Consider the following 21,413-nt stretch of genomic DNA (forward strand, 5'->3'; position numbering starts at 1 on the left):
CCAGGCCACGTCAGCTCAGGGCGGGCCGGGTCAGGAGGTCTGAGGGATTCGGGTGAAGCGTCCCGCGATGTGCAGGTCGGCCTCGATCGCGGCGGCCGTGCCGCGAAGCTCCGGCAGCAGGTCGGTCAGGCACTCCTCGACCGTGCGGCGGCTGCTGTGCATGGCGACGTTGAGCGCCGCCACCGCGTGGCCGGTGCGGTCACGGACCGGTACCGCGAGGGAGCGCAGGCCCTCCTCCAACTCCTCGTCCACCAGCGCGTGGCCCTGCTCGGCGACCCGGTCGAGGAGGGCTGCGAGCTGTACGGGGTCGGTCGTCGTGTACGGGGTGAGGGGCTTGAGTCCGGTGGCCGGCAGGCGGTCCGCGGGCGGGCGGTCGGCGAGCAGGACCCGGCCCATCGAGGTGGCGTACGCCGGGAATCTGGTGCCCAGGGAGATGTTGACGCTCATGATCCGCGTGGTGGAGACGCGCGCCATGTACTGGATGTCGTCGCCCACCAGGACCGCGAGAGACGCCGAGTCGTGCACCCGGCGCACGAGCGCGGCCAGGTGCGGTGTGGCGATCTCGGCCAGTGTCGTGCGGGAGAGCGAGGGGTAGCCCAGCGCGAGGACCCGCGGGGTGAGGCGGAAGGTGCGCCCGGCCGACGTGAGGTGGCCGAGGTGCTCCAGGGTGATCAGGGCCCGGCGGGCGGTGGCCCGCGCGAGTCCGGTCGTCTCGGCGACGGCGCTGAGCGTGAGTTCGGGCCGGTCCGCTCCGAAGGCCGTCAGGACGGTGAGGCCGCGGGCGAGTGATTCGACGAATCCCGCGCCGAGTTCCTGCTTCGTGGCGGAGGTCCAGTCGGCGAGGCCCGCCGTCGGGGCCCCGGTGGGGTTCCGCTCCGGGGAACGGGTGCCGCCGGGCGACGGGGGAGCTTCCCGGAGCACTCGCTCCATCTCCCCCGCGGCCCTCCGTACCTGTGGCAGCAGGGCCGCCCGCAGGGAGGCCGCGCTATGGCGGCTGGTGTGGCTCACCGCGCTCAGTGCGCAGGCGATCGTGCCGTCGGGGGCTCTCACCGGTACGGCGAGGGCGAGCAGGCCCGGCTCGATCAGTTGGTCGTCGATGCCCACGCCCCGCTTGCCTTCGTCGGCGGCGCGGACCTCCAGGTCGGGCACCGCGCCGGCCCGGCCAGGTGCCGAGGGAAAGCGTCTCCCCTCGGGGTCGGTGGCGCGGCGCTCGCGCCAGCGCGCCCAGTCCGACTCGTCCCAGTCGGCGGCGAACAGCGCTCCGGGCGCGGTCCGTTCGGCGGGGAGCAGGTCGCCGATACGAAAGGTGAGGGACATCGTGCGGCGCCGGGTGGTCTGGTGGACGAAGCGGATCCCGTCGCCGTCGGGCACGGCCAGGGACACCGACTCGTCGAGTTCGTCGGCGAGTCGCTCGGCGAGCGGGCCGAGCAGGGCGGGCAGTCGCAGGGCCGCGAGATAGGCGTTGCCCAGTTCCATCAGCCGGGGGGCGAGGGTGAGCAGATGGCCGTCGACATGGACGTATCCCATGCGTGCGAAGGTCGCCGCGATCCGGTCGACGGTGGAGCGGGCCAGGCCGGTCCTGCGGACCAGGTCGCTCAGGGGCAGTCGGCCGCCCGCCTTGTCGGCCTCGCGCAGCACGGCGATGCCGCGCATCAGCGGGCCGACGGCCTCCGGCGGCGCGGGCCGGCCGGGGGCGGAGGACTCCGCCTCCGGCGTCTCCTCCAACGTCTCCTCCAACGTCTCTCCCGGCGTCTCTCCCGACGTCTCCTCGGGCATCGCTTGAGGCATCTCGTCGGGCATCGGACTCTCCTCGGGGCAGCGGACCGGGACCTGGAAGCTTCCCGCAAGGCGTTGACACCCGTCGCCGGGGAACCGCACACTCGGGTCGAGCAGATAATGAACTCTAGTTCATCTGGCGAACAAGCGAAAGCCGAGTGCTTCCCGGGGCCTACGTCGCCCGGCAAGGAGTCCCCATGGACAAGGTCAGCCGGTCCGCCGCCGAGGCGGTCGCCGACATCCCCGACCACGCCTCGGTCGCCGTCGGCGGCTTCGGGCTCTGCGGCGTGCCGAACGAGCTGATCGACGCGCTTCTGCGCCTCGGCGCCGGCGGGCTGAGCATCGTCTCGAACAACTGCGGACTGGACGGCGAGGGTCTCGGCAAGCTCCTCGCGGCCGGCCGGATCGCCCGTGTCACCGGGTCGTACATCGGCCAGAACAAGGAATTCGCCCGCCGCTATCTGGGCGGTGAGGTCGAGGTGGAGCTGGTGCCGCAAGGCACGCTCGCCGAGCGGCTACGGGCCGGCGGCTGCGGGATTCCCGCCTTCTACACGCCCGCCGGCGTCGGCACCCTGGTCGCCGACGGCGGGCTGCCCTGGCGGTACGGGCCGGACGGCGAGGTGGTGAAGGCATCCCCCGCCAAGGAGGTCCGGGTCTTCGACGGCGAGGAGCACATCCTTGAGTTCGGCATCACGACGGACTTCGCGCTGGTACGGGCCGCTCGCGGCGACCGGCACGGCAATCTCGTCCTCCACCGGGCCGCCCGCAACTTCAACCCCCTCGCCGCGATGGCCGGTCGCGTCACCGTCGCCGAGGTGGAGGAGCTGGTCGAACCGGGCGAGCTCGATCCGGACACCGTGCACGTGCCCGGTGTCTTCGTGCAGCGGGTGGTGGCGCTCAGCCCCGCCGCAGCCGCCGACAAGCGCATCGAGAAGAGGACGGTACGCGACTGATGGCCTGGTCACGAGGTGAGATGGCGGCCCGTGCGGCTGCCGAGCTGACTCCGGGAACGTACGCCAATCTCGGTATCGGTCTGCCCACCCTGATCCCGGGCTTTCTGCCCGAGGACGCCGATGTGGTCCTGCACTCGGAGAACGGGCTCCTCGGGGTGGGGCCCTATCCCACGGACGACCAGGTCGACCCTGATGTGATCAACGCCGGCAAGGAGACCGTGACCGTGCTCCCCGGAGCCGCGTCCTTCGATTCCGCGCTGTCCTTCGGCATGATCCGGGGCGGCCACATAGATGTCGCCGTCCTCGGTGCGATGCAGGTGTCGGCGGCCGGCGATCTGGCCAACTGGTCGGTGCCCGGACGGATGATCACCGGGATGGGCGGGGCGATGGATCTGGTGCACGGGGCCCGGCGGGTGATCGTCATGACCGAGCACACCGCGAAGGACGGCTCGCCGAAGATCGTCGAGCGGTGCTCGCTGCCGCTCACCGGGCGGGCGTGCGTCCAGCGCGTCATCACGGATCTCGCGGTGCTCGACATCACGTCCGACGGGCTGGTGCTGATCGAGACCGCCGACGGGGTCACCGTCGACGAGATACGGCGGCGGACCGGCGCCCAGGTCCGGGAGAGGTGAGTCAAGTGGCCCCGACCCAGGACGAGATCAGCGCGGAGATCGCCGCCGCGCAGGAGCTGACCGCGCGGGCCGTGGCGGCCGGAGGTGCGCCGCCACTGCATCCCGCGCGTGACTGTCCGCCGTATCGCAGCAGTGTCCTGCGTCATCCACGCCAGCCGGCGCTGCGGGTCGGCGCCGACCCCGAGGCCGCAGAGTGGCACGGTCCGGTCTTCGGGGTCACCGACATCACCGCGCTGGACGCGGATCTGACCCGGCAGCATCAGGGCGAGCCGCTCGGTGAGCGGATCACCGTCAGCGGGCGGGTCGTGGACCGTGGCGGCCGGCCGGTGCGCGGTCAACTGGTGGAGGTGTGGCAGGCCAACGCGTCGGGCCGGTACGCGCATCAGCGTGACCAGCATCCGGCGCCGCTCGACCCCCACTTCACTGGTGTGGGACGGTGTCTGACGGATGATCAGGGCGCGTACGCCTTCACCACGGTCAGGCCGGGCGCGTATCCCTGGCGCAATCACACCAACGCGTGGCGGCCGGCGCACATCCACTTCTCGCTGTTCGGGACGGCGTTCACACAGCGTCTGGTGACGCAGATGTACTTTCCCGGCGACCCGCTCTTCCCGTACGACCCGATCCTCCAGTCCGTCACGGACGCCGCCGCCCGAGCCCGGCTGGTGGCGGCGTACGACCACCAACTCTCCGTGCCGGAGCGGTCGTTGGGGTACCGCTGGGACATAGTGCTCGACGGGCCGGCCGCCACGCTCCCGGATCCCGAGGAGGACCACTGATGCCCGCACCGACCCCCTCGCAGACGATCGGCCCGTTCTACGGATACGCCCTGCCCTTCCGCGACGGCGGCGAGGTCGCGCCCCCGGACCATCCGGACACGATCACCGTGCACGGGCGCGTGTACGACGGTGCGGGCGAGCCCGTGCCGGACGCGCTGGTGGAGACCTGGCAGGCGGCGCCGGACGGTTCGCTCGCCGGACAGTACGGATCGCTTCGGCGCGACCCGGTGACCGGCGGATTCCTCGGCCGCAGCGGCGTCGACTTCACGGGGTTCGCCCGGGTCGCCACGGACGCGGACGGGCACTGGGTGGTGCGGACGCTGCCGCCGCCTGCCGCGCTGCCCTATGTGTCGCTGTGTCTCTTCGCGCGCGGGCTCACCCATCACCTCTTCACCCGGGCCTATGTCGACGGGGGCGCCGTCGACGACGCGGTGCTGTCGGCGCTGCCCGGCGAACGGCGGGGCACTCTCGTCGCGCGGGCGGAGGGCCCGCGCCGGTTTCGGTTCGACATCCGGTTGCAGGGGCCCGGCGAGACGGTGTTCCTCGAATTCGCGCCCTCCGCGCCGTCGGCGACGTCCGTGACATCCACGACGAGGGACGAGGCCTGATGCGTACCACCGTCGGCATCGTCGGAGGCGGGCCCGCGGGGCTGCTCCTGGCCCGGCTGCTGCACAACGCGGGTGTCGAGAGCGTCGTCCTGGAACGGCGCGACCGCGCCTACGTCGAGCACCGCCAGCGGGCCGGAATCCTGGAGCAGGCCACGGTGGACGCGCTGCGCGCCGCCGGGGCGGGCGAACGCATGGACCGCGAGGGAATCCCGCACGACGGGATCGAGCTGCGCTTCGGACGGCGTGCCCACCGCGTCGACTTCCCCTCGCTCACCGGCGGTCGACGGGTGATGGTGTACGCGCAGACGGAGGTGGTCAAGGATCTGATCGCGCTCCAACTGGCCGAGGGAGGGCCGCTGTTGTTCGAAGCGGAGGTGCTCGGTGTGGACGGCGCGGACACCGCGCGACCATCGGTCCGGTATCTGCTCGAGGGCCGCGAACAGACGCTGAGCTGCTCGTACGTCATCGGGTGCGACGGTTTCCACGGGGTGGCGCGCGACGCCCTCCCCGCATCGGTCCGGACGGACTTCGAGCGCGTCTATCCCTTCTCCTGGCTGGGCGTCCTCGCCGAAGCGCCCCCCGTTCACGACGAGTTGATCTACGCCCACTCGGCACGCGGGTTCGCTCTCGCCAGCATGCGCTCGCCCTCGGTGAGCCGTCTCTACCTCCAGGTCCCCGGCGGCACCGACACCGCCGACTGGCCCGCCGGCCGGATCTGGGACGAGCTGGACGCCCGCTTCGCGATCGACGCCGATCCCGGCTGGAGGCTGGTGCGCGGGCCCGTACTCTCCACGGCGGTCCTGCCGATGCGCAGCCATGTCACCGAACCCATGCGCTTCGGCCGGCTGTTCCTGGCCGGGGACGCCGCCCATATCGTGCCGCCGACCGGCGCGAAGGGCCTCAATCTGGCGGCGGCCGATGTGATCGTGCTGGCCCGCGCCCTGATCGAGCGCGTCAGGACCGGTTCGGAGGAACTGCTCGACGCCTACTCGGACACCTGTCTGCGCCGGGTCTGGCGGGCCGAGCACTTCTCGTACTTCATGACGACGACCCTGCACACCGACCCGGCGCAGTCCCCCTTCGACACCCGGCTACAGCTCGCCCAGCTCGACCGGATCGCCTCGTCGCGGCACGCCGCCGCCGAACTGGCCGAGAACTACACGGGGTTGCCGCTCCCGGACTGACCGCGCCCGGAGCCGGGCGGACATACAGCGGTCGGGTCAGATGAGGGCGGCTGCTTCCTTGACGGAGAGGGCGCCGCCTTCCGCGTACGCGCGTGTCCAGGTCCGCTCGTCGAGCGCGGCCCGTGCCTCGGCCTCGGCGCGCCGGCCGATCTCCCGCTCGTAGGCGGCGGGGTAGGGATGGAAGAGGAACTTCTCCGCGAGCCCGGTGTGCTGTCCGTACGCCCCCAACAGCCGTGCCCCGTCGGCCGCTTCACCGTTGCCCGTCTTCGCCCAGGCGGCGCAGAGGAACTGACTGAGGATCAGCTGCGGTGCCACCAGATGGGCCAGGCTGTCCAACAGGCGTACGGACTCCCGGAGATGGACCAGCGCCTGCTCGTACGCGCCGTCGAGACAGTCGAGCCAGCCGCGCAGTCCCTCCGTGACGCCCATCTGAAGGCCGTGTTCACGGAAGCCCGGCTCCTCCTCCAGGGTGGCGATCTCGGTCCGGGCGAGGCCCGTGCGCCCGGTACGGCCGTAGCGTCCGGCGAGCAGCAGCCGGGCCGCCCCGCCGTTGCGTCCCGCGTGGCCGCGCGACTCCTCGACCGCTTCCCGCAGCAGCCGTTCGGCCGCCTCCTCGTCGGCCGGAGTGCTCGCGGCCTCCAGCCGTACCGCGGCCAACCGCGCCTTGAACAGGGAGACTTGGATGGGCATTCCGACCCGCGCGCAGCTCGCCATGGCCCGTTCGAAGTCCGCAGCCGCCTCCGGGTAGCGCCCCCGGCGTTCGTAGGACTCACCGCGGGCGGACAGGGACTCGGCGAGGATGACCGAGTCACCGGCCTCTTCGAACAGCGACACCGCTTCGTCGGCGTCGCGTGCCGCCCGCTCCTCGTTGTCCGGCCCGGTGTCGAGCAGTTTCCCCCGCAGCGTGAGCGCGAGACCGAGGTCCCATCCCCGGCCGGGCTGTGCGCGGCACGCGTCCACCAGGGCGTCCAGCGTCTCGCCCATGCCGCGCCACTCGCCGACCAGCAGCCCGGCGAAGAACCACATCACGGCGGGCTGCCGGCAGACCTGCGGCAGATCCTTGCGGTAGGCGGCGACGATCCGGGTGAGCTGGTCGCGGGTGTCGGGGCCTCCCCAGATCTGGGCGTTGTCCTTGCTCTGGCCCTTGCCCTTGCCCTTGCCCTTGCTCTTGTCCTTGTCGTCGTCGCCGCCGTCCGCCCGCTCGCCCCCTCCCCCGCCGCTCGCGAAGCGCAGCAGCCGCACACCGCGCCTGGCCTCCCACACCTGTTCGTCGGACCAGGGCGGCGGCAGGTCGATGCAGGGGTCGGCGAGCGGTACGGCGGGCCGGACGGGCGCCGCGAACGGGTCGGGTCCGAGTGCCGTGACGGCCTCGGACCAGTCGCGGGCGTCGCGTTGATGGCCGCGGACCTGCCAGAACCAGCTCATCGAGAGCACGAGGCACATCGCGTCCTGTTCACGCGCCGGCCCGCCGTCATGGCGGAGCGCGGTGCGCAGCGCGGCGCGTACGTTGTCGTGCTCCCGCTCGAACTGCCCGAGGCGGTAAGCCTGTCGGGGCCCGCGCAGCTCCGGTTCACCGAGCCGTACCAGCTCGCGGTAGGCGCGCAGATGCCTTAGCTCGACGACCGCCCGTTCGCCCGATTCGTCGAGCCGCCCGGACGCGTACTCGGCGACGGTCTCCAGCAGCCGGTAACGCATCGCGTCCGGACCGCCGGGTACGGCCACGAGCAGCGACTTGTCGACAAGGGAGGCGAGCGTCTCGAACACCGGCAGACCGCCACCGGCGCAGACCTCCTCGGCCTCGCTCGCCGCGCAGCCGCCCACGAAGACCGAGAGCCTGCGCAGCACGGCCCGTTCGGTCTCCGTCAGCAGTTCCCACGACCAGTCCACGACGGCCCGCAGGGTCTGCTGTCTCGGCAGTACGGTACGGCTGCCGCTGCCCGCGCCCAGCAGCCGGAAGCGGTCGTCGAGCCGGTCCGCGAGCTGGCGCGGGGTGAGCAACCGCAGCCGGGCCGCGGCCAGTTCGACGGCGAGCGGCAGCCCGTCCAGCCTGCGGCAGATCTCCTCGCAGGCCGCCGGGTCGTCCTCGGTGCGGAAGCCGGGGCGGGCGGCGGCGCCGCGTTCACCGAGCAGGCGCAGCGCCCCGTTCGGCGCCAGCGGGCCGACGCCGTACAGATACTCGCCGCGTACGCCCAGCGGTTCACGGCTGGTGGCCAGGACGGTCACCTGGTGGCAGCGGGTGAGGATGGTCTCGGCGAGTTCGGCGGCGGCGCCGATCACCTGTTCGCAGTTGTCGAGGACGATCAGCAGACGGCGGGAGCCGCAGTGTTCGACGAGCCGGGTGAGTGGGTCGGTCGCGGCGCCCCCGGTGCCACCGGGACCACGCACCGCCGTCTCCCGGGCCCCGAGCGCGGTCAGTACGGTCTCCGCCACGTCGCCGGGCTCTCGTACGGAGGCGAGTTCCGCCACCCAGACACCGTCCGGCCAGTGACCGCTCGCGCGGGCCGCGCTCTCGGCGGTCTCGAAGGCCAGCCGGGTCTTGCCCGCGCCGCCGGGCCCGGTGAGTGTGGTGAGGCGGTGCGCGCGCAACTCGACGGAGAGCGCGGCGAGTTCGGACTCCCTGCCGACGAACGAGGTGAGCCGGGCGGGGAGATTCCCGAGGAGGTTCCCGGGGAGATCGCCGGGGAAAGCGGCCGGGGCGCCGGCCGTGTGCTGCCGGTGCCGGGCGTCGGTCTCGTCGTCCGCCAGCAACTGGGCGTGCAGGGAACGCAGTTCCGCGCACGGCCCGGTGCCGAGCCGGTCCGCCAGCAGGGCGCGTACCTCCTCGTACGCCTGAAGGGCCTCGGCCCGGCGTCCCGCCGCGCGCAGTGCCGCGATCCTCGTGGCCTGAAGCGGCTCGTCCAGCGGCGCCTCGGCGACCAGCGCGGCGAGCCCCGGCAGTGCGCGCTCGGGGCGGCCGAGCCGGACGTCGGCGGTCAGTCGGGCGCGACGCGCCTCGGTGTGCTGTCGCCGCGCGCGTACGGCCAGTGGGTCGGTGTCCCGGCCCGGCAGATCCGCGAGGGCCGGCCCGCGCCACAGCGCCAGCGCCTCGTCCAGCAGGAGGGCCGCGCGGGCACCGTCGCCGTCCTGGAGCGCCGACGCCCCTTCGGCGGCGAGCCGTTCGAAGCGGAACACGTCGATGTCGTCGCGCGCCGCCACCAGCCGGTAGCCGCCGGGCACCGATGCGATGGCGGCGCCGCCCAGCGCCTTGCGCAGCCGCCCGATCAAGGCCTGGAGCGCGGCGGCCTCGTCGGCGGGCGGCTCGGCGGCGTCGTCCCAGACCAGCGCGGCCAGCCGGTCGACGGAGACGGCGCGGCCACCGGCGCCGGCCAGCGCGGCGAGCAGCGCGCGCACCCTCGCCCCGCTGAGCGGAATCTCGGCGCCGTCCGGGCCGAAGGCCCTGGTCGTACCGAGCACGTCGTAGCGGTAGGTCACCGCACCATTGTCCCCGCCACGACCGACGGCCGCGCCCGCGCCCGGCGCCGGGGCCGGGGCCGGGGCCGGGGCCGGGAACCGGGGCCGGGAACCGAGAACCGGGACCGGGGACCGGGGACCGGGGACCGGGGACCGGGGACCGGGGACCGGCGCCGGGAGCCGGGAGCCGGGAGCCGGGAGCCGGGAACTGGGACCGAGAACTGGGGCCGGAGCCGGGAGCCGGACCACGGGTCGGCCTGGCGCGATCGCCCGGCGGCGGTAAGCGCCGCCGGACGACGAGGCCCCGCAGGGCGGGCCACGAGGGGGGCGGACGCCATCCGTCGGATACGGTCCACGACAGACATCGCCCCCCCGCACGCGAGCGTTGAGCGATGCGGCCCCCTCGCCCGGAGGGCACCGGCGGCGGGCGTACGCGGCGTCCGGGACGTCCGGGACGTACGCGATCACTCCGGCACGCGTCCGCCGTCCCTCACGCCCCGCGACCGGTCGACGGGGTGAACTCGCACCAGACCGCCTTGCCGTCCCCGCGCGGCTCCACGCCCCAGCGCGTCGACACCGCGTCGACCAGCAGCAGTCCGCGTCCCGTTGTCGCCGCCTCGCCCGGCCAGCGTCGGCGCGGCCAAGCGCTGGAGCGGTCCTTCACCCAGAGCCGGACCCGCCGTACCGGGCCGGGTACGACCTCCAGGGTGAGGACGGCGCCTCCCTCGGTGTGCAGCAGCACGTTCACCAGCAGCTCTCCGGCGGCCAGTTGTACATCGTCCGTCAGGGCCGCCAGGCCCCAGTCCTCCAGCGCCTGGCGCAGCACGGCGCGTGTCTCGGCCAGGCCTTCCGGGTCGGCCTGGTGGATGTACTGGTGGATACGGGGCGCCTGCCGGGTGCCGGGGTCGGGTGCCCGGTGCAGGACGAGGAGCGCCACGTCGTCGCCGGTTCCCCAGCGGTGCCACAGCCGGCCGGCGAGATGGTCGGCGAGCGCGCTCGCCCGGCCGGGTCCGGTGCGTACGACATGGGCGAGTTCCGCCATGCCTTCCTCGATGTCGAGTCCGGACTCCTCCACGAGCCCGTCGGTGCACAGCACGAACGTCTCGCCGGGCACCACGTCGAGCCGGGTCTCGGGGAAGTCCTCCTGTCCGAACTCGGTGGCCAGACCGAGGGGCAGTCCGCCGCGCAGATGGGGCCAGCCCGTTCTGCCGTCGGTGTGCCGGACGAGCGGGCCGAGATGCCCCGCCCGTACCGCCCGTACGGCTCCGGTGGAGAGGTCGAGCTGGGCGTAGGTGCAGGTGGCGAAGCGCTCGGTGTCCAGCTCGACCAGGAACCGGGAGGCCCGCGCGAGCACCGTCGCCGGCGGGTGGCCTTCGCCGGCGAAGGCGCGGAGCGCTATCCGCAGCTGGCCCATGACGGCGGCGGCGTGTGTGTCGTGTCCCTGGACGTCGCCCACGACGACGCCGACCCGGCCGCGCGGCAGGGCGATCACGTCGTACCAGTCGCCGCCGACCTCCCTGCCGCTCCAGGCGGCGTGGTAGCGCACCGCGATCTCGACGCCGGTGAAGGCCGGGATGTCGCGCGGCAGCATGGACGACTGGAGTCCGGTGGCGAACTCCCGCTCCTGGTCGAAGAGGATCGCGCGCTGGAGCGACTGGGCGACGATGCCGGCGAGGCCGAGACAGACGTTGCGGTCCTCGGGCGTGAAGTGGGTGCGGCCCCGGTAGAACAGCGCGAGGCCGCCGATGGAGCGGGCCTGGGCCACGAGCGGGAGGAAGGCCGCTGCGTCGAATCCGTGGCCGTTGATGTGCGCGCGCAGCCGGGCCAGGGCGTCGGAAGGGCCGGCGGTCCCGGCTTCGGCGGTCCCGGCAGACCCGGCTCCGGCGAGTCCGGGCGCGGCTTCGGCTCCGGCTTCGGCGAGTCCGGCGAGTTCGCGGAGTTCGGAGAGCGAGGTGGCGAAGCGGGCACGCTGGGTGAGTGCCGCCCGCGCGAGCGGCATGGTGTCGTCCAGCGGGGCGACGGGCTGTTCGCCCCGCGTCCCCGGGGGCTCCAGGGACTCGCCGGACAGGGCCACCAGCCGGACCGAGCCGCCGTCGACGAGGCCGAGCGCCAGCCCTTCGGCGCCGAATCGCTCCAGGCCGCCCGCGTCGCTCAGGACAGCGGTGACATCGTCGACGGTCAGCGCGCGGGACAGGGCCTCGGTGGTGCCCTGGACGAGGGCGGTGAGCCGTCTCCGGCCGGCTTCCTGCGGGCTGACCTCGGCGAATTCGCTCAGCTCGGTGGTCGCGTTGCGGACGATGCCGATGACGCGGTGCGGGCGTCCCCGGTCGTCGCGGAGGATTCGGGCCCGCACATGGGTCCACTGACGGACGCCGTTACGGCGGGTGACCTGGAAGTACGCTCCGTACGACGTCCGGCCGCTGCGGATCGCGCGGTCCACGGTGGCGTCGAGACGTACTCCCTCCTCGCGCGGCACGCGGTGGCTCAGGGACTCGGGATCTCCGTCGTACTCCCCCGGGCGCAGGTCGAACACCGCCAGCCCCGCCGCATCGAGATCGAGGGTCCTCTTCATCAGGTCCCAGTCGAAACTGCCCATACGGTTCAGGGCGAGCCGCTTGTCCGCACCGATGGCCGGGCGGTTCCGTCCTGCCATGTGCCCGCTCCGGAAGTAGAGATTCCATAAGAAGCCTAACTTTCCTCCCATCTCATCGCATAATGACCCATCCCATCCCTGAGCCGCTTCGCCCTCGTCGTGTCATGTACCTGGACACGACGAGGGCGCCGTGCTGTGATGCCAACTGCCGCTCTTTCCAACGTTGTACAGACTTCGTCGATGCTCTGGACGGGAGACCCGATGACGCTCGACCGACGACACTTCCTCGGCACCGGCGCCCTCGCGATCGGTGGTGCGGGCCTGCTGGGACCACTGGCGCCGACGGCCGCCGCCGTACCCCCGGCACGCGGCGGCTGGTACACGCCGAACGCCGCGCCGCTCGCCCCCACCGCCTTCCAGAAGCTGCCGCTGGGCAGCGTCACCCCGCGCGGCTGGCTCACCGGACAGCTCCGGCTGCTGCTCGACGGACTGTTCGGCCGGTACGCCGAGGTGTCGCACTTCCTGCGGTTCGAGGACTCCGGCTGGGTCCACCCGGAGAAGGACGGCTGGGAGGAAGTCACCTACTGGCTGCGCGGCTATGTGAGCCTGGCCGCCCTCACCGGCGATCCGGCCGCCCTCGCCACCGCCCGTCGCTGGATCGACGCGATCCTGGCCACCGGACAGCCCGACGGCTTCTTCGGGCCCACCCGGCTGCGTACGGCGCTGAACGACGGACCGGACTTCTGGCCGTATCTGCCGCTCCTTCAGGCGCTTCGCTCGCACGAGGAGTTCACCGGCGACGAGCGCATCGTGCCGTTCACCCTGCCGTTCCTGCGCTACATGAACGCGCAGGGCCCCGGTGCCTTCAACTCCAGCTGGGTGTCCAAGCGTTGGGGCGACGGTCTCGACGTCGTCTTCTGGCTCTACAACCGCACCGGCGAGTCCTTCCTCCTCGACCTCGCCGACAAGATGCACACCCACGGCGCCAACTGGGTCGACAACTTCCCCGACCTGCACAACGTCAACATCGCGCAGGGCTTCCGCGAGCCCGCCCAGTACGCGCTGCGGTCCGGCTCGGCGGAGCTGACCCGGGCCACGTACCGGAGTTACGCCGCCGTCATGGGCACCTACGGCCAGTTCCCCGGCGGCGGCTTCGCCGGTGACGAGAACTCCCGCCCCGGCTTCGACGACCCCCGGCAGGGCTTCGAGACCTGCGGCACGGTCGAGTTCATGGCCAGCCACGAACTGCTCACCCGGATCACCGGCGACCCGGTGTGGGCCGACCGGTGCGAGGAACTGGCCTTCAACCTGCTGCCGGCCGCCACCGACCCGCAGGGCCGGGGCGTCCACTACATCACCAGCGCGAACAGCGTCGAACTCGACAACACCGCCAAGAACCAGGGCCAGTTCCAGAACGGCTTCGCGATGCAGGCGTACAAGCCGGGCATCGTCCCCTACCGCTGCTGTCCGCACAACTACGGTATGGGCTGGCCCTACTTCACCGAGGAACTGTGGCTCGCCACCCCCGACCGGGGACTCGCGGCGGCGATGTACGCGCCGAGCCAGGTGCGCGCGAAAGTCGCCGACGGCACCGAGATCACGGTCACCGAGTCCACCGACTACCCGTTCAAGGAGACCGTCACCCTCACGGTCAGCACGCCCCGGCGGGTCACCTTCCCGCTCTATCTGCGGATCCCCGGTTGGTGCGAGGACCCCCGACTGGCCATCGACGGACGGCTCGTGGCCGTGCCGGGCGACGGGCCGCGGTTCGTCAAGGTGGAACGTGAGTGGCGCGGCGGCGAGCGGGTGACCCTGAAGCTGCCGCAGCGCACCACCGTACGGACATGGGAGGACAACCACGGCGCCGTCAGCGTGGACCACGGGCCGCTCACCTACTCCCTCAGGATCGGGGAGCGGTACGAACGGTTCGCGGGCACCGAGGACTTCCCCGAGCTCTCGGTCCACCCCACCACGCCGTGGAACGTGGGCCTCGCGCCCGATCCGCTGCGCGGGCTGCGGTTCACGGCGGACAGCGGACCGCTCGCCGCGAACCCGTTCACCCATGAGGGATCCCCCGTCCGGATCACCACCTCGGCGCGCCGCATCGAGGAGTGGGGCGCCGACGACCAGCGTGTCGTCGCGCCTCTCCAGAACAGCCCGGCCCGCAGCACGGCGCCGCCCGAGCCGGTGACGCTCATCCCGATGGGCGCGGCCAGGTTGCGGATCACCGCGTTCCCGACCGCGTCGCCCGGCGGGCGGGCCTGGACGGCGGAGCCGCCGTACCGCCGGATACGGAACAAACACAGCGGCAAGGTGCTCGCCGTGGACAACATGTCCCTGGACGCGGGCGGGCGGGTCGTGCAGTTCGACAACACGGGAACGGCGGACCACGCCTGGCAGTTGGCACCGGCGGGCGGCGGCTGGTTCCTGATCCGCAACGGCAACAGCGGGAAGATCATCGGGGCCGAGGGCAGATCGACGGCGAACAGCGCGCGCATCGTGCAGTTCGAGGACGACGGGCGCGGCGACCATCTCTGGCAGCTGGTCGACCGGGGCGAGGGCTGGTCGCTGATCGTCAACAGGCACAGCGGGAAGGTGCTGGGCGTCGACGGGATGTCGACGGGCAACAGCGCGCAGGTGGTGCAGTTCGAGGACAACGGAACGGACGACCACCTCTGGCAGCTGGTCTGACCCGGGGTCCGACCCTGAGGCCCGATCCGAGGGTCTGATCCGAGAGTCTGATCCGGAGGCCCGATCCGAGGGCCCGATCCGCAGGTTCGACCCGGTTCCGACCCGGGGCTCCGCACGCGCCGGTGACCGCCGACGCCCAACTGGGCGTCGGCGGTCACTTGTTGTCGGCAACACAACCCATGACGGTCCATCTGTTCACAACTCTTGACGTGTACGAAACAGCAGAGCAGCATCAGCGGTGCACTCAGAGAGCGCTCTCTGATGATTCGTGGAGAGCTCTGTGAGCGTTCCCCCCACCGTTCACGACACAGGAGAGATGCCCGTGCACGCTCCCCCCATCGGTTCTCCGGCGTTCCGCGGCGCCTCATCGCCGTCCCGACGTCGCGGACTGGCGGCGACGCTCGCCGCCACCCTCGCCGCGACCCTGCTGGCCTTCGTCCCGAGCAGTCCCGCGCACGCCGACCCGATCGAGGGCGGCGGCGATCTCGGCCCCAACGTGATCGTGTTCGACCCTTCGACGCCCAACATCCAGGGCAAGCTCGACGAGGTCTTCGAGCAGCAGGAGTCGGACCAGTTCGGCTCCGGCCGCTACCAGTTCCTGTTCAAGCCGGGCACGTACAACGGGCTCAACGCCCAACTCGGCTTCTACACCTCGGTGTCGGGTCTCGGGCTCTCGCCCGACGACGTGAACATCAACGGTGATGTGACGGTCGACGCCGGCTGGTTCAACGGCAACGCCACCCAGAACTTCTGGCGTTCGGCGGAGAACCTGTCGCTCAACCCGGTCAACGGGACGAATCGCTGGGCCGTCTCACAGGCCGCGCCGTTCCGCCGTATGCACGTCAAGGGCGGGCTGAACCTCGCTCCCGACGGTTACGGCTGGGCCAGCGGCGGCTACATCGCCGACAGCAAGATCGACGGCTCGGTGGGACCGTACTCCCAGCAGCAGTGGTACACCCGAGACAGCTCGGTCGGCGGCTGGCAGAACGCCGTGTGGAACATGACGTTCTCCGGGGTGGAGGGCGCCCCCGCGCAGTCCTTCCCGGACCCGCCGTACACCACGCTGGAGACCACCCCCACCTCCCGCGAGAAGCCCTTCCTCTATCTGGACGGCGACACCTACAAGGTGTTCGTCCCGGAGAAGCGCACCAACGCGCGCGGGGTGACCTGGGACAGCGGCGCGCCCGCGGGCTCGTCGATCGACCTGAACCAGTTCTACGTGGTCAAGCCGGGCGCGACGGCGCAGACCATCAACGCCGCGCTCGACCAGGGCCTCAACCTGCTGTTCACGCCCGGCGTCTACCACGTGGACGAGACGATCAATGTGAACCGGGCCGACACCGTCGTCCTGGGTCTCGGACTCGCCACGGTCATCCCGGACAACGGGGTGACGGCGATGAAGGTCGCCGACGTGGACGGGGTGAAGCTGGCCGGCTTCCTGATCGACGCCGGTCCGGTGAACTCCGAGACGCTGCTGGAGGTCGGCCCCGAAGGATCGTCCGCCGACCACTCCGCCAACCCCACCACGGTCCAGGACGTCTTCATCCGGATCGGCGGCGCGGGCCCCGGCAAGGCGACCACGAGCATGGTCGTCAACAGCGACGACACGATCATCGACCACACCTGGGTGTGGCGGGCGGACCACGGTGACGGAGTCGGCTGGGAGACCAACAGGGCCGACTTCGGCGTACGGGTGAACGGTGACGACGTCCTGGCCACCGGCCTGTTCGTCGAACACTTCAACAAGTACGACGTCGAGTGGTACGGCGAACGCGGCCGGACGATCTTCTTCCAGAACGAGAAGGCGTACGACGCGCCGAACCAGGCCGCCATCCAGAACGGCGACACGAAGGGCTACGCCGCCTACCGGGTCGACGACTCGGTCGAACAGCACGAGGGCTGGGGGATGGGCAGTTACTGCTACTACAACGTCGATCCCACGATCCAGCAGCACAACGGCTTCCAGGCACCAGTCAAGCCGGGCGTGAAGTTCCACCATCTGCTGGTGGTCTCGCTCGGCGGCCAGGGCCAGTACGAGCGGGTGATCAACGACACCGGCGAACCCACGTCCGGGACGTCGACCATCCCCTCGGTCGTGGTCCAGTTCCCCTGACGCGGCGTCTGTTCCGAGGCGCCGTACCCGGAACAGGCAGCCGCAAGCAGGGCCCGGCCTCGTGAAGAGGCCGGGCCCTGCCCGTGCGGGTCCCACAGTGGTCCGTGCCGGGTCAGCGCCTGCCGCCACGCAGCTTGCCGAACAGCCGACGGGCCTGCTCGCGCTTCCTCGGGTCCGACGAGGCCGCGCGCGCCTGACCGATCACACGCTGCCCCTGCGGGCTGCGGGTGAAAGCCTTGATGCGGTCGATGATTCCGGGCATGCCGTCTCCTGCGCTTCGATGACACCGACGGCCCCGCTGTGAGGCCTCGGACTACGTCTACCCCCCCTAACGCCGCGAGACGCCCATTACGTTCCCATGACCTCCCCTTTACCTTCGGCGCGGCCTCGGCGCGGGCCTTTCGATACGGCTTCGGCGCGGGCTTGGGCGCGGCTTCGGGCATCCCCTGGAAGGGCCGTCTGCCCCGCACGCGCTCCCCCGATGGCGGCCCCGCAGGACCCCGCACAGACTGACGTGATGTCAGGGAAGCGAAGCGCCGGACTCCTCCTCTACCGGGTCACGGCCACCGGCACCGAGGTGCTCATCGGGCACATGGGCGGCCCGTACTGGGCCGGTCGTACGCGGGCCGCGTGGTCGATCCCCAAGGGGGAGTACGGCCCCGACGAGACGCCCGAGGAGGCTGCCGACCGGGAGTTCGCGGAGGAGGTGGGCCACCCCGCGCCCGAGGGACGCCGCGAGCCGCTGGGCGAGATCCGTCAGTCGGGCGGCAAGACCGTCACCGTATGGGCGATCGAGGCGGACTTCGATCCCGCCCTCGCCGTACCGGGCACGTTCACCATGGAGTGGCCGCGCGGGTCGGGCGTGGAGCGGGAGTTCCCGGAGCTGGACCGGCTCGACTGGGTCCCTCTGGGGGATGCCGTGGAGCTGCTGGTGACCGGGCAGCGGATCTTCCTCGGCCGGCTGGCCCTCTCCATGGAAAGCCGCGCCGGCGACGAGAGCGGCGAGGGAGACAGGAGCGACGAAGGCTCCTTCGGGGCGTAGCGCCCGTACGCAGAGAAGATCCGGCAGTCCGGAAAGGGAGACTCCTCCGTGCACCACCGCTCACACGTCTACGCCGCCGTCGGCGCGGTCCTGCTCACCGCCGCGGCGCTGCCCGCCACCGCGCACCCCGCTTCGGCGCTCGACACGACGCATCTGCCACCGCCTCCGGCGCCACGGGGCGGGCTGTCGGGACCGCCGGCCGCCGCGGGCTCGTTCCGGCTGGACGCTCCGGTCACGGCGGACGCCCTGCGGGCGAAGGTCCAGGGCTGCGCACGTGTCTCGAAGGGCCTGTACCGCAGCGACCAGGGCCGGCCCGCCGACATTCCCGTCTGCGGCACGAAGGGCGCCGTGTACTGGAAGGCCGATCTGGACATCGACTGCGACGGGCAGGTCACCGCCCGCTGCAACAAGCGGACCGATCCCTGGTTCCACGGGGACACGGCCTTCCACCAGTCGAACGGCAAGCCGCTGAACGCGGAGAAGCTGCCGTTCGTCGTGGTGCCCGCGCCGAGCGGGATCTGGGACTACCGCTCGTCCGGCATCCGGGGCGGCGGTGTCGCGGCCGTCGTGCACAAGGACCGGGTGGAGTACGCGGTGGTGGGCGACACGGGCCCCGCCGCGCTCGTCGGTGAGGCCTCGTACGCCGCCGCGCGCTCGCTCGGGATCGACCCCGATCCGGCGCGTGGCGGGGTCCCTTCGGGGGTGACGTACATCCTGTTCAAGGACGCGAAGGTCACACCGATCGAGAACCGGTCGGCGGCGGTGAAGCTGGGCGCCGAACTGGCCCGGAAGTTCCTGCGGGACAACTGAGGACGCCCGGGACATCCCCGATTCGCGGAAGGCGCACGACGTCTTCGGTACGGAGGCGAGGTCGGCGCCCCCTCCGTACCGAGGACGTGGTCGTGCGCGGCTCTCTAGACGATCCCCTCGGAGATCTCCGACTGCTCACGGGCGCTGCCGTACGACTGCGGGGTGCTGTACGAGCCCCGCGCCGCGTACCACCAGGCAGTGGCCAGGGCGAGCACGACGGCCAGCGCGACCACGGCGTAGTTCATGGTGTCCGTGGTGACGGGGTTCTTCTGCGGCAGAAGGAAGACCACGGTGATGACCACGACCCAGACGACGGCGATCCAGCCGATCGGCTTGCTCCAGCGGCCCAGCGTCCAGGGACCGGGCTGGAAGCGGTCACCGGCCCGCAGCTTGAGATAGATCGGGATCGCGTAGGCGGGGGTGATGCCGATGACGTTGATCGCCGTCACGGCGCCGTACGCGGTCGGCGAGTACAGCGAGGGCAGGGCGAGCACACACGCGAAGCCGACCGACAGCCACACCGCGGGTACCGGGGTCTGCGTACGGCTGCTGACGCGCCGCCACAGGGCCGATCCGGGCAGGGCGTTGTCGCGGCTGAAGGCGAACACCATGCGGCTGGCGGCGGCCACCTCGGCGTTGCCGCAGAACAGCTGCGCCATGATCACGACAAGCAGAAGAGCGCTGGCGCCGTTGGTGCCCAGGACGTCGATGAAGATCTGCGCGGGCGGCACGGCGGCGCCGCTCGTGGCCGCGTAGTCCTGGATGGCGAAGGTCAGACCGGCGAGCAGCGCGAACCCGGCGATCCAGGAGACCCAGATGGCGCGCACGATGCCGCGTGCGGCGGAGACGGAGGCGTTGGACGTCTCCTCGGAGAGATGGGCCGAGGCGTCGTAGCCGCAGAAGGTGTACTGGGCGAGCAGCAGACCGATCGCGGCGACATAGATCGGATTCTCCCAGCCGGTCTCGTTGACGAACTGTGTGAAGACGAACTCGGGCGACTGGTGGTTCTTGGGGACGACGGCGAGAATGCCGACGATCAGCGCGACACCGCCGAGGTGCCACCAGACGCTGATCGAGTTGAGCACGCTGACCAGCCGGACACCGAACAGATTCAGCGTCGCGTGCAGCAGCAGGATGCACATGAAGATGACCATGGTCCAGCCGGGCGTGGGCTCGAATCCCCACTGGAGATTCAGGAACGCGCCGGTGAACAGGGCGGCGCCGTAGTCGATTCCGGCGATCGCGCCCAGCAGTCCGAGCAGGTTCAGCCAGCCGGTGTACCAGCCCCACTTACGGCCGCCGAGCCGGTCGGCCATGTAGTAGAGGGCGCCCGACGTGGGATAGGCGCTGGTCACCTCCGCGAGCGCCATGCCTATGCAGAGCACGAAGAGACCGACACCCACCCAGCCCCACAGCATCACCGCGGGGCCGCCGGTGATGAGCCCGAAGCCGTACAGGGTCATGCATCCCGAGAGGATCGAGATCACCGAGAAGCTGATGGCGAAGTTGCCGAAGCCGCCCATCCTGCGGGCGAGTACGGGCTGATAGCCGAGTTCCCTCAGCCGTTCTTCTTCGTCCTGCTGCGGAACTGGTTCCGACTTCGACCAGACCGGTGGGGAGACGGACATGGCAGTACCTCCGGGTACGGAGAGGAAGGAGAAAAGGTGCTGTGCGGTGGTGACCTTGCGTTGTCGAAGGGAAAGCCGGGGCGCGGGCGGACTCCCTCAGGACTCCGTCTTCCGCTCGGCGGCGGCGGCGAAGCAACGGGCGCGGGCGCGGGCGAACACCTCCTCGACCTGGCTGGTGTCGTTCGGGCTCCGGGCCCGATAGGCCCACGGCAGGGGGGTGTAGTACGGCCCCAGCGCCTCGAACACCCGCGCCGCCTCGGCCAGTTGGAGCGAACCCCACAGCGCGTGCGCCAGATAGTTGAGGTCCAGCAGGGACGCGTCGCCCGGCACGGAGTGGTCGAACCAGATGTGCAGTGCCCGCAGCGCGTCCCGGGTGGCGTCCTCGGTGACCCAGTGGAGGTCCAGCGCCTTCTCGTTGCCGCCCTCCCTGCGGTACCGCTCGACCCGCACGAACAGCGGAAGGGCCTGGAGCGCCGACCCCTCGGAGGCGGACGAGGCCGCCCACTGGACGAAGTTGACCGCCTCGGACAGCGAGCCGTCGGACCTGCGGGCGTACACGAACTGGAGCATCCGGTGGTACGCCTCGCGGTTGCCCGGATCGCGCTTGTCGGCCTCGGCGAGCAGCGCCCACGGGCCGGGGAAGAGCATCGGCCCCGGCGGCGCCAGCCGGTTCTCCTCCATCCGCTGTCTGCCGTCGAGTTGGGCGAGAGCGAGCAGACAGACCCAGGGGACGGGGTCGGCCGGCACCAGCCGCGCGGTCTCGCCGCACGCCTCCCACGCCTGCTGCCACAGATCGGTCGTCCGCGCGTGGCCCTCGCGGTGCGCGCGCAGCGCGCGCTCCACCGTGACCCGCGTCTGCATGACGGCCGCCGCCGTGCTGTCCGGCTCCTCGGTCAGCCAGGCGTGCACGGTGTCCGAGCCCGCGGCGACGGCGGCGAGCACCTGCGTGCGCTGGGTCCACAGGGACCAACCGCTCGTATCGGCGAGCATCTTGCGCATCGACAGCCAGCGGCCGGTCCGCAATTCCTGTACGGCCGCCCGGAGTTCACTGTCGTGGCCTGCTGGGTGATAGAGCGGACGAAAGCGATCGCTCACGGACCCTCTGCCCGATTCTCCCGCAACTCCGCCTCTTTCCGGTGTAGTTCACATCCCAA

Annotated in this window: 15 protein-coding genes; 9 read left to right on the forward strand and 6 right to left on the reverse strand. The window is 71.6% G+C overall.

What is annotated here, in order from left to right; genetic code table 11:
• Positions 1 to 30: 30 nt before the first annotated feature.
• The gene (locus tag ACFYNU_RS07645) at positions 31 to 1,800 is read right to left on the reverse strand and encodes an IclR family transcriptional regulator C-terminal domain-containing protein (RefSeq protein WP_356585065.1); all 1,770 of its coding nucleotides are present in this window, start codon (positions 1,798 to 1,800) and stop codon (positions 31 to 33) included.
• 173 nt (positions 1,801 to 1,973) lie between these two features.
• Here ACFYNU_RS07645 and ACFYNU_RS07650 point away from each other — a divergent pair, with 173 nt between their 5' ends.
• Genes ACFYNU_RS07650 through ACFYNU_RS07670 form a run of 5 tightly spaced genes read left to right on the forward strand, consistent with a single transcriptional unit; the run spans position 1,974 to position 5,932 of the window.
• Positions 1,974 to 2,729 (forward strand): CoA transferase subunit A, encoded by a 756-nt coding sequence (locus ACFYNU_RS07650; RefSeq protein WP_356585066.1) that lies wholly within the window; start codon positions 1,974 to 1,976, stop codon positions 2,727 to 2,729.
• Positions 2,729 to 3,361, forward strand: a complete 633-nt coding sequence (locus tag ACFYNU_RS07655) for a 3-oxoacid CoA-transferase subunit B (protein WP_356585067.1) — start codon at positions 2,729 to 2,731, stop codon at positions 3,359 to 3,361. The genes ACFYNU_RS07650 and ACFYNU_RS07655 overlap by 1 nt, the downstream gene beginning before the upstream one ends.
• Before the next feature lie 5 nt (positions 3,362 to 3,366).
• Positions 3,367 to 4,140 carry a protocatechuate 3,4-dioxygenase subunit beta gene (gene pcaH, locus ACFYNU_RS07660; RefSeq protein WP_356585068.1) on the forward strand — a complete coding sequence of 258 codons (774 nt, stop codon included), beginning with the start codon at positions 3,367 to 3,369 and terminating at the stop codon, positions 4,138 to 4,140.
• The gene (gene pcaG, locus ACFYNU_RS07665; protein WP_356585069.1) at positions 4,140 to 4,748 is read left to right on the forward strand and encodes a protocatechuate 3,4-dioxygenase subunit alpha; all 609 of its coding nucleotides are present in this window, start codon (positions 4,140 to 4,142) and stop codon (positions 4,746 to 4,748) included. The genes pcaH and pcaG overlap by 1 nt, the downstream gene beginning before the upstream one ends.
• Positions 4,748 to 5,932 (forward strand): 4-hydroxybenzoate 3-monooxygenase, encoded by a 1,185-nt coding sequence (locus ACFYNU_RS07670; protein ID WP_356585070.1) that lies wholly within the window; start codon positions 4,748 to 4,750, stop codon positions 5,930 to 5,932. Before pcaG ends, ACFYNU_RS07670 begins: the two co-directional genes overlap by 1 nt.
• 36 nt (positions 5,933 to 5,968) lie before the next feature.
• Here ACFYNU_RS07670 and ACFYNU_RS07675 read toward each other — a convergent pair whose 3' ends face one another.
• Together ACFYNU_RS07675 and ACFYNU_RS07680 are read right to left on the reverse strand one after the other, a co-directional pair.
• A complete protein-coding gene (locus ACFYNU_RS07675; protein ID WP_356585071.1) occupies positions 5,969 to 9,403 on the reverse strand; it encodes a BTAD domain-containing putative transcriptional regulator in 3,435 nt (1,144 codons plus the stop codon).
• 469 nt (positions 9,404 to 9,872) lie between these two features.
• A complete protein-coding gene (locus ACFYNU_RS07680) occupies positions 9,873 to 12,035 on the reverse strand; it encodes a SpoIIE family protein phosphatase (RefSeq protein WP_356585072.1) in 2,163 nt (720 codons plus the stop codon).
• A 201-nt stretch (positions 12,036 to 12,236) separates the two neighbouring features.
• On the opposite strand from ACFYNU_RS07680, the gene ACFYNU_RS07685 reads away from it, so the two are divergent.
• Positions 12,237 to 14,666 carry a beta-L-arabinofuranosidase domain-containing protein gene (locus ACFYNU_RS07685; RefSeq protein WP_356585162.1) on the forward strand — a complete coding sequence of 810 codons (2,430 nt, stop codon included), beginning with the start codon at positions 12,237 to 12,239 and terminating at the stop codon, positions 14,664 to 14,666.
• Between the two features lie 322 nt (positions 14,667 to 14,988).
• A complete protein-coding gene (locus ACFYNU_RS07690; RefSeq protein WP_388765462.1) occupies positions 14,989 to 16,779 on the forward strand; it encodes a coagulation factor 5/8 type domain-containing protein in 1,791 nt (596 codons plus the stop codon).
• A gap of 112 nt (positions 16,780 to 16,891) precedes the next feature.
• Here the strand turns inward: ACFYNU_RS07690 and ACFYNU_RS07695 are convergent, their stop codons facing one another.
• Positions 16,892 to 17,041, reverse strand: coding sequence for a hypothetical protein (locus tag ACFYNU_RS07695; protein ID WP_167756268.1), 150 nt, complete (start codon positions 17,039 to 17,041; stop codon positions 16,892 to 16,894).
• A gap of 255 nt (positions 17,042 to 17,296) precedes the next feature.
• On the opposite strand from ACFYNU_RS07695, the gene ACFYNU_RS07700 reads away from it, so the two are divergent.
• Positions 17,297 to 17,821 (forward strand): NUDIX domain-containing protein, encoded by a 525-nt coding sequence (locus ACFYNU_RS07700; RefSeq protein ID WP_356585074.1) that lies wholly within the window; start codon positions 17,297 to 17,299, stop codon positions 17,819 to 17,821.
• A 48-nt stretch (positions 17,822 to 17,869) separates the two neighbouring features.
• Positions 17,870 to 18,631, forward strand: a complete 762-nt coding sequence (locus ACFYNU_RS07705) for a glycoside hydrolase family 75 protein (protein WP_356585075.1) — start codon at positions 17,870 to 17,872, stop codon at positions 18,629 to 18,631.
• A gap of 104 nt (positions 18,632 to 18,735) precedes the next feature.
• On the opposite strand, the gene ACFYNU_RS07710 is transcribed toward ACFYNU_RS07705, so the two are convergent.
• Both ACFYNU_RS07710 and ACFYNU_RS07715 read right to left on the reverse strand, forming a co-directional pair.
• Entirely contained in the window at positions 18,736 to 20,259 is a 1,524-nt protein-coding gene (locus ACFYNU_RS07710; RefSeq protein WP_356585076.1) for an amino acid permease, read from the reverse strand.
• Between the two features lie 96 nt (positions 20,260 to 20,355).
• A complete protein-coding gene (locus ACFYNU_RS07715; RefSeq protein ID WP_356585077.1) occupies positions 20,356 to 21,354 on the reverse strand; it encodes a hypothetical protein in 999 nt (332 codons plus the stop codon).
• Positions 21,355 to 21,413: the final 59 nt, after the last annotated feature.

This window comes from Streptomyces sp. NPDC006643 (assembly GCF_042870175.1).
Lineage (GTDB): Bacteria > Actinomycetota > Actinomycetes > Streptomycetales > Streptomycetaceae > Streptomyces.